Consider the following 10,521-nt stretch of genomic DNA (forward strand, 5'->3'; position numbering starts at 1 on the left):
GGCATCACCGTTGCCATCGGTACGCGGGAGCGCCGTGAGCATATGCAGGGCCTCGGCTGCCACACACCGGCCGGGCCGGTTCGGCGGCACCGCCGACACCACCGCGCGATGGGCGTTGAACACCGTATCGGTGAGATCGCCCAGCCGCATTTCCAGCCGGGTCTGAATGAGGTCCTTGACCGCCGGCCGGATCGCCGCCCACCGGGAACTCGTGACCACGAGATGGACCCCGTAGTTGAGTCCCTGTAGCGCGATGTTCTCCATCGTCGGCATGTATTCGTCGTAGTACGGGCCGTTGATGGCGAAGCCGATATCCCAGCCGTCCACCACCACGAACACATCACCGTGTTCATCGCCGTAGGACGAGAGCTCCGCCGACCCCTGTGGCGTGGCCCGGCGCCGCCGGAACTCCCGCATGGAATCGATGCCCAGATGGTCGAACAACGCCTGGCGCGACGTGATCAGATTGCGGATCAGCGCGAAGGTGCGGCGGATCCGGTCCACGTCGCGGGCCGATGCCACCGCGCCCACGTGCGGGAGCGCCCGCAGCGGAGCCAGGCCGCCGGAGAAGTCGAAGCAGTAGAACTGGACCTGCTCCGGTGTATGGGTCAGCGCGGCCGAAAGGATCAGCGTCTGCAACGCCGTCGATTTACCCGACTGCGGCCCGCCGACCACCGCCACATGCCCGCCGGCGCCGGACAGATCCACCGACCAGACATCCTGCCGCTGCTGCCGGGGCCGGTCGACGACGGCCCACGGCAACCGCAGGGTACCGGCTTCCACCGCCGCGACCATGCGGTCCAGGGTCGGCGGAACACCCAGCGGGGGCAGCCACATCTTGTGGGCCGGGCGTCCGTGCCGGGCGAACTGTTGCAGCGTGGTCTCCATAACTGTGACCACTTCGCCGTCGGTATCGCCGGGTTCGGGGGCGCGTACCGGCTCCACCGGTTGCGTCGAGCGGACCTCCGCGATGTAGGCGGCGGTGAACCGTTGCGGTGGGCGGTATCCGCCCCCCGGGCGGCGGGCCCGCTGCGCGCTCGATGTGCTGGCCTGCGCGGGCGCGGTATAGGCGGCGCCGACGTAGGCGGCCTGAAAACGTTGCAGATCACCCGCGCCGACTCGTAGATACCCGGATCCGGGCTTCTTCGGCAGGTGGTACGCGTCGGCGGTGCCGATGGCGTCGCGGGAGTCACTGGTCTGGTTGGTGCGCAGCGCGATCCGGTACGAGAGATGCGCCTCGAGCTCGCCCATCCGGTTGGCCGGAACCTTCTGTGAGGAGAGCAGCAGGTGGATTCGCAGCGAGCGGCCGAGGCGGCCGATGGCGACGAACAATTTGGAGAAGCTGGGATGCTGTTCGAGCAGTTCGGCGAATTCGTCCAGGATGATCAGCAGGGTGGGCAGCGGTTCCAGTTGCGCGCCCTGTTCGCGCGCCTTCTCGTAGTCCGCGACGCTGGCGAAGTTTCCGGCGTCGCGCAGCACCCGCTGCCGGCGGGCCATCTCACCGTTGATCACGTCCTCCATACGAGTGACGAGATCGGCTTCCTCTTCCATGTTGGTGACGACCGCCGTCACATGGGAGAGCCGGTCGAAGCCCAGGAAGGTCGCGCCGCCCTTGAAGTCGACCAGCAGCAGATTGAGTACATCCGGGGAATGTTCGGCGATCGCGGAGAGCACCAGGGTCCGGAGGAATTCCGATTTGCCGGAACCGGTGGCGCCGATGCACATACCGTGCGGGCCCATACCCTCTTCGGCCGATTCCTTGATGTCCAGGCGCACCACCTGGCCGGTCGGATCGTGCCCGAAGGGGATGTTCAAGCGGTTGCGGTCGGCGTCGCGGCGCACCGGCCACTGCCGGTCCACCCGGACACTGCCGGGGTCGCTGATACCGACCATATCCTCCCAGGAGGTACTGCTGGTGGCCTGTTCGGCGGCCACCGCCTCCACCACAGTGGACAGCCGATAGGGGGAGAGCCGCCGGGCGACAGCGGTGGCCTGCGGTATCGACATGAGGTCGGCGGCCCCGACCAGCCGGGTGCCGCGCGCGGTGATCTCCTGCAACGCGTGGTCGGCGCCGAGAGAGAACTTCAGCGACCGTGGCAGCGACTGTTCCGAAGGTCCGAGCCGCAACCAGGTGCAGCCGTCGATACCGGAGATATCGCGGTCGGTGTTGGTACCGCCGGATTCCACGATGAGCACGTAATGCGATTTGTCCAGCGCGGGCTCGTTGTTCGCCGAGAAGGGGCCGCGGTTCAGACCGGCGAGCACCTTCGTGCGCAGTTCCGCCACGGTCCGGTAGATCATCCGGCTGGAGCCGATGGCGTCGTTGTCGGCCGGATGCTGGGTATGCGGCAGCCATTTCAGCCAGGACCACTCCGGCGAATCCGGGTTGTTCAGCACCGCCGCCACCGCGACCTGGTCCGGCCCGTGCAGTACCGCGATCTCGGCGATCATGGCCCGGGCCAGGCCGGTCACCGCGGCGGGGTCACCGTCCAGGCCGACCAGCGGCGCGGAGAGCAGATTGATGGCCACCGGCATCCCGCCGACCGTCGAATAGGCCTTGGCGAACCGGGTCAGCTCTACCACGCCCACCGGATCCAGATCCGAGGTCGGCGCCGCCTCCGGCACGATCACCCGAACCTGGTTGGCGATCCGGCCGCGGCCCATCCGGACCCGCAGGAACTGGGGATTGGCGACCTGCACCTCCCACATCCGCTTACCACCGACCAGCCGGCCGAGACCGGCCGGGCCCGGATGCGTATAGGAGAGGTAATCGTAGAGTTCGGTCTCGGACTCGTGGATCGTCTTGCGGTTATCGGTGATCGAGCGCAGATAGTCCTTGCGTTCCTCGTTCAGGCCGGCCGCGGTGCTGTTGGCACCACCGCCGCCGCCGAGCTGACCGCCCATCATGCCGAACATCGACACGACCATCATCATCGGGAACATCAGCATCATCGGCGACATGGCGCGGCCGCCGCTGAACATCATCGCCATCATGCCGACCATGGCCGCCACCATGATGACCGGCATGATCATCTTGATCTTGGACATGGGCACCGGACGCGGCAGCTCGGTCGGCGGTTGCAAGCGCAACTCCGTGACCGCGGGCGCCTTGGGGCCGCGCGCCATCCGCGCCGGCCGCACGAAACGGCGGGTCGCCGTCATTTCTTACCCGTCATCTGCACACCCGTCATATTCGGTGGTATCCCGTCGTGCTGGATCATCGCGTCGCCGACCGACAGGGTGGGCCCGACCGCGAACAGCGAGACGATGCTCCACGGCGCCGTCACCGGCGGCCGCAATCCCAGGGCGGTGAGCGTCGGATCGTTCTTCCCGCCCGATTTCATATCCGCGCCGATCCCGTATCTGACACCGCTGTCGGAAATCCAGAAAAGGGATTCCCGCAGCGGTGAGCCCGGTTCGGAGCCGGTGGCCTGAACGAACTTCCCGGAGGTCCGGGGCAGGTAGGCGAAATCGGCCGTGGCTCCCCCGGAGTACGGCGCGGTGACCAGCTGCACGGTGCGGCCCTGCTCCTCCTTGGTGAGCGGAAGCTGGCGCCCGAACAGCAACCGGGTGTGGGCGTCCGGGTCGGTACCGGTGCGGGTCCACTGATAGCAGGTGATCAGGTCGCGGATGGGATCGAGTATCTCGACCGGTTCGGCCGGGAAGGTGGCCGTCCCCGGCCAGTCCCCGGGCCGCAGATTCGCCGCGGCGACATCCGGGCCGATGGTGCTCGTGGCCACGGATCCGTGGGAGTTGGCATTGCGGACGATGGAAGCGATCACCGCGCTCACCCGCACCAGCCCCGCGTTCGAGACCAGATAGTAGGTGGCGGGCTGATTGGGCGAGGCCACGGTGACGATCGACCCGACCACCGCGTCCAGCGCCGGTTTCAAGGTCACCGGCGCCCCGGCTCCCGGGACATCCGGGACCCGGATCGGCGCCACCTCCGGTATCGCGCCGAGCAGTCCCGGCGACGCGGCGGCGACCTGCACGGTCGAATCGATCCCCAGTGCCAGCAGCACGGGCGATTCGGCGAGGTTGATCTCCGCGCGCACCACGCCCTGCACCGGGTCGGAATACACCAGCCAGGTCGCGTCGTCGCCACGCAGCAGCCGGGCCTGCCGGCCACTCAATTCATGGACGGCGTCATCGTCCACCGTCAGCGGCCCGGCGATCGCGGTGGTGAGCACCGCGGAGCGGGTCAGCGTCGGGAGACCGGTCTTCGGGTCCACCGGCGCGGCGGCGCCGGTGCGGGCGGTATCGCACACCGTCCACTGCGAATCCTTCTCCTCCTCGTCGGAGATCTGCCCCGGCGCCCCCGGTATCCCGACCCAGGCCCCGCGCGGATACTTCGCCAGTTCGCTCTTGGAGACCTCCACCGGGTTCGCGGCCTGGCCGACGATGAGCCGCGCGGAGGTCAGATTCAGCGCGGGATGCAGCCGGTCGCCGAGTTTCACATAGAGGGCGCCGCTGTCCTTCTCCGCGATGATCGGCGAATCACCTACCGGTTTGGCCGGTTTGAAGAACGCCAGCACCGCGGCTCCGGCGATTCCGATGCAGGCCAGCGCCACTCCGATGGCCAGCGCGGTGGACCGGCCGCGGGAGGGATCGTCGATCATGGACGCGTCGCGGCGGACCAGGGCGTGCTCGATCCGGTGTAGCAGGAACCGCCAACCCGACACCTGGTGTTTGGTCACCACCCGGAAGCGTGCCACCGGTATACGTTCCTTCCGCCGACCTCGGCCACAACCTAACGCGCGACCCACCGCCGGATTGCTCCCAGCACTGGGAATATCCGGTGGTTCGCGCGGTGTGCGCTATTTGGCGACCGGCGCCAGACCCTGCAGAGCCGCGGTGATATCGAAGGCGTCGACCGTCATGAGCTCTTCGTCGGTGAGCGCGGCGATATCCACATTGTCACGAGTGAACCGGAAGTCGCGTTCGGCCTCGGCGGCCTCCACTACATTGCGGACGAAACGGCCGTTACCCGCCAGATCGATGAGCCGGCGCCCGTTCTTGCTCTGCTCCGACATCACGGTGCACCGGTCACGCAGCACCTCGCGCGCCTGATCCGACAGGATGGAATCCTTCTTACCCGCGATATGGTCGGCGATCTGGACCAATTCGTCCGGATCGTAACTCGGGAACCGCACCCGTTTGGTGAAACGCGACGACAGGCCCTCGTTCGACTGGAGGAACCGGTCGATCTCGGCCTCGTAACCGGCAATGATGACCACCAGTTTGTCGCGGTCGTTCTCCATCCGGGCCAGCAGCGTGTCCACGGCCTCCTTACCGAAGGCGTCACCGCCGGACAGGCCCTCCTGAATGAGGGTGTAGGCCTCGTCGATGAACAGCACGCCGCCCAGCGCCGAATCGATCAGCGCGTTGGTCTTGGGCGCCGTATGGCCGAGATGCGTGCCGACCATATCGTTGCGGGAGGCCTCGATGACATCGGCGTTCTCCACCACCCCCAGCCCGGCGAAGATCTTCGCGATGACCCGGGCGATGGTGGTCTTACCCGTGCCGGGCGGTCCGGAGAAGATCAGGTGATTGGAACGCGAATCGACCGCGAGTCCGCGCTTGGCGCGCACCTGGTCCATCAGCACGCCGGATTTCAGCCTGTCGACCTGCTCCTTGACCGAATCCATACCGATCTGGGATTGCAGCAGTTTCGACGCCTCGTCGAGGAGCGTGTCCCGCTCCGCCTTGGCCGCGCTGGCCGCCACCTCGGCGGGGTCGTCACCCGACCTCGGGTCCCAGATGTTCACCCGGGAGGCGATCACCGCGGGAGTGGTGACCTCGAGCCGGAAGTTCTTGTCGCGCACCGCCTGCTGCCAGGTCGGCCGGTCGGGCCACAGACCCGACCCCTGCAAGCCCTTGAGGATCTTCTCGGCGGCGTCGTGCTCACCGTTGTGCCGCAGGATCATGCCGAGCAGGTAGTGGGCATCGGCCCAGATATAGGACAGGTTGCCGGATTGGCTGTCCTCCACGATTCGCTGCGCCCGCGGCATGGCCTCACCGAAACGCCCGAGATGGGCCAGCGCGCTCGCCGCCATCAACTCGGCCGCGATATCGAGCAAGCCGTCCTCGAGCACCGGTTTCTGCCCGCGGTTGGCGAGCACATCGGGCCAGCGGCCGGTGCGGTAGAACAGTGAGAGCCGGGCGAAGTCGGCGACATCGTCGCCGCGGACCTCGTCCAGGATGGCGGCGGCCTCCTGCCATTCGCCACCACCGGCGTAGGCGCAGGCCTGGGCGATGGCGATCTGATCGCGGTCGGCCATCACCACCCGCAGCCCGAAGACGCCGATCTCGACCTGACACCACAGCGCGCGGTCGACCAGACCGGCCCGCTGCTGGTCCCGATAGAGATTGTGCGAGGAGCGATAGGCGCCGTAGATCACCTCGGAGGTGACCTCACCGGCCATCGCGCGGCCCAGCCAGGCATCGCACATATCCGGATCGAGATCCGTTGCCGCCGTGAACGCCGCGCGTGCGTGCTCTTCGTTGCGCACCCCACCGGCGACCAATCCCAAACTCTGCACGCCCGTGTAGAACGCGTCCTCGGCCGCTGACAACTCGGACTTCCCTTCCGCCGACCCTCGCCTGCTGGCAGGGTAGGCCACCGCGACCGATCCGGACGCACAGGTCATTTCCCCCCACTGGGAATACTCGACCCTCACGCCGGCCTCCGGTGCGGTATTCCGGTTGCCCGACCCCGGTAGCGGCGAAACGTCGACTCACCCGCCACCGCATCGACCATCGTTCCCATTTTTGAACGGCCCGTAAAACAGCGTTAGGGTATGCGCCGGTCGGGCACCACACCCTGCGCCCGCCGCTCTCTGTGGACAGCCGGCCTCCGCGACCCGGAGCCCGGCTTCCGCATGAATTCAACTGTCCCATAGCCGGATTCCCGCAAATTCTGGGCGACCGCACACCTTCACCCCTCGCGGAATCTTCCCCTCATTGGTAATAGTGCCGTTATTTGACGGCTCGTTATTTGTCGCTAGAGTAGTCCGCAGGTCACCAGTTCCCTCATCCCTGATGACCGTTCCAGCGGCGGCCGGTGGAAACAGCGAGCCACCGGCCGCCGCATTCTCTTCCGATCACTGCCGTGGCGGACCGTCATCGCGTCTGGGCGCCGAGACCGCCACGACCTCGCTCCAACGGGACCGGCCATCGAGCTCGCCCCTGCGTCCGGAATTCTTACCGGCGGCTTCGCCGGGTGGCCGATCGGCATCCGCTTCCGCGACCGCGGCGCCGGTCTCGGCGGGCAGCCCTCCGCCGGAATCCGGGCCGCCGCCTTTCCCGGTATCGCCGCCTTTCCCGGTATCGCCGCGGGCTACCGGCGATCGCGGCGCCGGCCCGGTCGGCTCCGCCGTTTCGGCCACCGGTTCCGCCGGACGCCGCTCCGGTGCGGTGGCCTCCACAGCAGGCGGTGACGAAACCTCCGGTGCCGCATTCCCCACAACCGAATCGTCCGGCGCCGTCACGGCGGGACCCCTCGGCGTCGGGCGGTCGGGCCTGGCCCACGGTGTTTTCGCAGGCTCGGCGCCGAGGCCCGCCGGCCGCAGTGACCAGGGGTTCGGTCCTCCCGGGCCGCGACGCCGGTCGGCCCGCCCACGCGCAGCCCGCGCCGCGCCGCCTGCCTGGTCACGCGGCGCTCCTTTACCGGCACCAGAATCCGTACCTCCGGGTGCCGCGGCGGGACGGTTCCATGGATTCGCCTGGGGTACCTCGTCTCCGGCGGGCGGCCCACCCAAGGCCCCGAGGGCACCGATCGCCCCGGAGGCAGGGGACGACTCGGACGCCGCGGAACCCGAATCGGCCGCGGCGGCAGCGGCCGCGCCGTCGGCGACCGTCACCGCCCCGGCCGGCGCACCGCTTCCGGCCACCGAGTTCGCCGCCGGGACTCCCGGCTCGGAACGAGTGCCGGGCGCGTTCGCCCTATCCGAGCCCGGTGTGCTCGCGGTATCCACCCTCGGCACGCCCTCGACCGGCGGCCCGGACGACGCCCGCACGCCCCCATCCGGTGGTCCGGCCTGCGCCGCCGCCGGTTTCATCCGTGGGTCCGTCCCCTCCGACGCGCCGCTCCCGGCGCTCGACGGGTCCGGCCGTCGCGCCTCCGCCCCGGCGCCCGGTTCCGGGGTGTTGCGCGTCTCCGGTATCCAGTTGCGCACACCCGCGCCGGGCTGCCCCGCGTTCGCCTGCTGCTGAAGTGCCCGTTGCGGTGCGGGATCGGCATCGGACCGTGATCGATCGGCACCCACCGGAACCGATCCCGGCGGCACCACACGCGGCTGCGCCGGATTCGCGGGCGCGGGACCCACGGGTGTCGTGAAATCCAGCGCGGAAACGTTGCCGGCGAATTTCTCCGCGTGCCCCATGATGTCGTCGGCGTGATCGTCGAGCACCTGTGCGTAGCGACGGACCTCGTCGGGGTCTATATGCAGCACATCGTTACCGGCGGGATCGACGCCGAGCAGATCGGCGGCCGCGTCGTATACGACGCCGTTGATCATCTCGCCGACCGCGTCCTCGAGAGGTTCGATGGCCTTACCGAGAACCTCGGCCAGGATATACGCGATGAGCATCTGCTCCATGGCCTTGACCAGCTGCTTCGCGGCCACGGCAATGGATTGCCCCAATGCGGTGGACATCCCACCGGTGGCCACCGTCGCGGCCATCGCGGTCGCGTAGGCGGCCGCGAGCAAGCCCAGCTCGGTCAATACCGCGACCTTCACCGCGGTGATCACCTCCGCGGCGATCTCCAGCGCGGTGGCGACCGCCCCGCACAGTTCGTCGAGACGCTCCATATGCGAGGAACTGAGCCGCGCCCACGAAGCCACCAGGGCGCGATAGGACTGCCCTTGATACACCGCGCCCATATCGGATATCGCCCCGCCGGCCGAGGCATGCGTATCGGCGACCTCTTGCGCGAACGTGCGGACGTGACCGGCCAGTTCGCGCACCTGGTCCTCGTTGATATCCGGGTACGGGACGCCGACGAAGTTCAGGAACATCGCCACTTCGTGTGGTATCTCGATGGCCAACGGTGCGGGTTCCGCTCAGACGACTCGAATCACTACGGCGCTCGGCGGCATGGGCGAATACTTGACCGTCGCACCCGAATACGGCGCCTCGATCACCATACCGTTGCCGGCGGCGAGCTGAACGTGCTCGGGTCCGCGGGAACTGAACGAACCCGCCGGGAACACCAGATCGCCCGCGCGCACATCGCGTGGATCGACCCGCTCTCCGGCGTAGATCTGCTCGTAGGTGGTCCGGGGTAGGACCACCTCACCGTTCGTCGCCTGCGCGATCGCGTACTGGGTCAGCCCGGAACAGTCGAAACCGCCTCCGGATGGGCCGCCCGCACCGCCGCCGCCCCAGATATAGGGCAGCCCGAGTGCGGAATCCGCCACCTGGGCCGCCCGGCCACCTTTGGTCTTGTCCCAGTTGCGCCGCGTTCTCCGGGACGGCTGCTGCTGGGTGACCTGTTGCCCGGACACCATGCGCGGGCGCCGCCGGCGCCGCCGTTTCCGGGGCGGCGTCGAGGCTGTGCGTGTGCGCTCGGCGAGCGCCACCGGCGGCATTATCTGCGCCGCCTGTCTACGTGCCGCGTCGATATCGGCGTTCACCTGCCTGGTCGCGTTCGTGATGGTCTGCTGGGCCGAATCGAGCAGCGCCGGACCGCTGAATCTCGTATCACCGATGGCGGTGATGGCCTGGATGCGCGCTTGCAGGTCGGAGATCTGACTGGTCAGCACTCCCCGTCCGTTCAGCGTGCCGGTCCCCGAATCGGTGACCGTCTTGCTCACGACCCCCTCGCGGCCGTGCTGTGTCTCGAGCACTGTTCGCTGTATGCCCAGGGTGTCGCCGTAGCCTTTGGCGCCACCGCCGGAGAGCCGGCTCAGATCCGTGGCGATGGCCTGGGCCAGCGTGGTCGATCCACGTTCGGCCGGCTGCCCGGCGCCGTACAGTCCGAGCAGCTCGTGTAACACACCGTGCACATCGTCGGTCAGTGCCGGCATACGATCAGCTCAGCATCGCTCATCGCACCGACTTACCTCTCTGCCCCACACCCCGGGCAATTCTTCGGCAACTACGCCCTATTTTCGTGGTTCGACTATGCGACACGACGGCGGTGAACGCGCCGCGTCCTATTCCCATCCTCAGGAAGACAACACAATGAAAGAGATTGCACGGGAGGCGACGACAGCGGATGGATACAGCGACAGCGAACGCGGACCCCGATACCTCCGTCGCGCCGCCGGACGGCTCCAGGCCCGTCGACCAGCGCTCCCGGGATCCCCGCATTCTGGCCGCCTCGCCCGCGTCCGGCCCCGGTGACCCCCGGCAGGCCACACCGATATCCGATAAGGCGGGCCCCGGCGGCGGATCCGGTACGGCGGGTGGCGCGGCGCCGCCCGGAACGGGCGCCCCCGGCGAAGAGCGCCCGGGTGATGCTGCCGCGAAATCCGGTGCGCTGCACGTCATCAGTAAATCGGGTACCGAAAAGCC

General features: G+C 68.2%; 5 protein-coding genes and 1 pseudogene. 1 reads left to right on the top strand and 5 read right to left on the bottom strand.

Annotated elements, in window-relative coordinates; translation table 11 throughout:
* The 5 genes from eccCa to ACWDU1_RS22525 form a co-directional block, all read right to left on the bottom strand.
* Positions 1-3,162 (bottom strand): type VII secretion protein EccCa (gene eccCa, locus ACWDU1_RS22505; protein ID WP_450001244.1); only part of this gene is annotated, 3,162 nt, incomplete at its 3' end.
* Complete coding sequence (gene eccB, locus ACWDU1_RS22510; RefSeq protein ID WP_450001246.1) at positions 3,159-4,715, bottom strand: type VII secretion protein EccB; 1,557 nt, start codon at positions 4,713-4,715, stop codon at positions 3,159-3,161. The genes eccB and eccCa, both read right to left, overlap by 4 nt.
* A gap of 102 nt (positions 4,716-4,817) precedes the next feature.
* A complete protein-coding gene (gene eccA, locus ACWDU1_RS22515; protein ID WP_450001248.1) occupies positions 4,818-6,575 on the bottom strand; it encodes a type VII secretion AAA-ATPase EccA in 1,758 nt (585 codons plus the stop codon).
* A gap of 528 nt (positions 6,576-7,103) precedes the next feature.
* On the bottom strand, positions 7,104-9,050 hold the full coding sequence (locus ACWDU1_RS22520; RefSeq protein ID WP_450001249.1) for a WXG100-like domain-containing protein: 1,947 nt from the start codon (positions 9,048-9,050) through the stop codon (positions 7,104-7,106).
* A gap of 15 nt (positions 9,051-9,065) precedes the next feature.
* The gene (locus ACWDU1_RS22525; RefSeq protein ID WP_450001251.1) at positions 9,066-10,031 is read right to left on the bottom strand and encodes a C40 family peptidase; all 966 of its coding nucleotides are present in this window, start codon (positions 10,029-10,031) and stop codon (positions 9,066-9,068) included.
* 191 nt (positions 10,032-10,222) lie between these two features.
* Here ACWDU1_RS22525 and ACWDU1_RS22530 point away from each other — a divergent pair.
* Positions 10,223-10,521 (top strand): annotated as a pseudogene (locus ACWDU1_RS22530) (hypothetical protein); the annotation flags it as partial.

Source organism: Nocardia sp. NPDC003345, assembly GCF_053589395.1.

Excerpts from the sequence above, each read along its gene's own strand:
- ACWDU1_RS22525 (WP_450001251.1), bottom strand. The coding sequence starts at position 10,031 with ATGCCGGCACTGACCGACGATGTGCACGGTGTGTTACACGAGCTGCTC.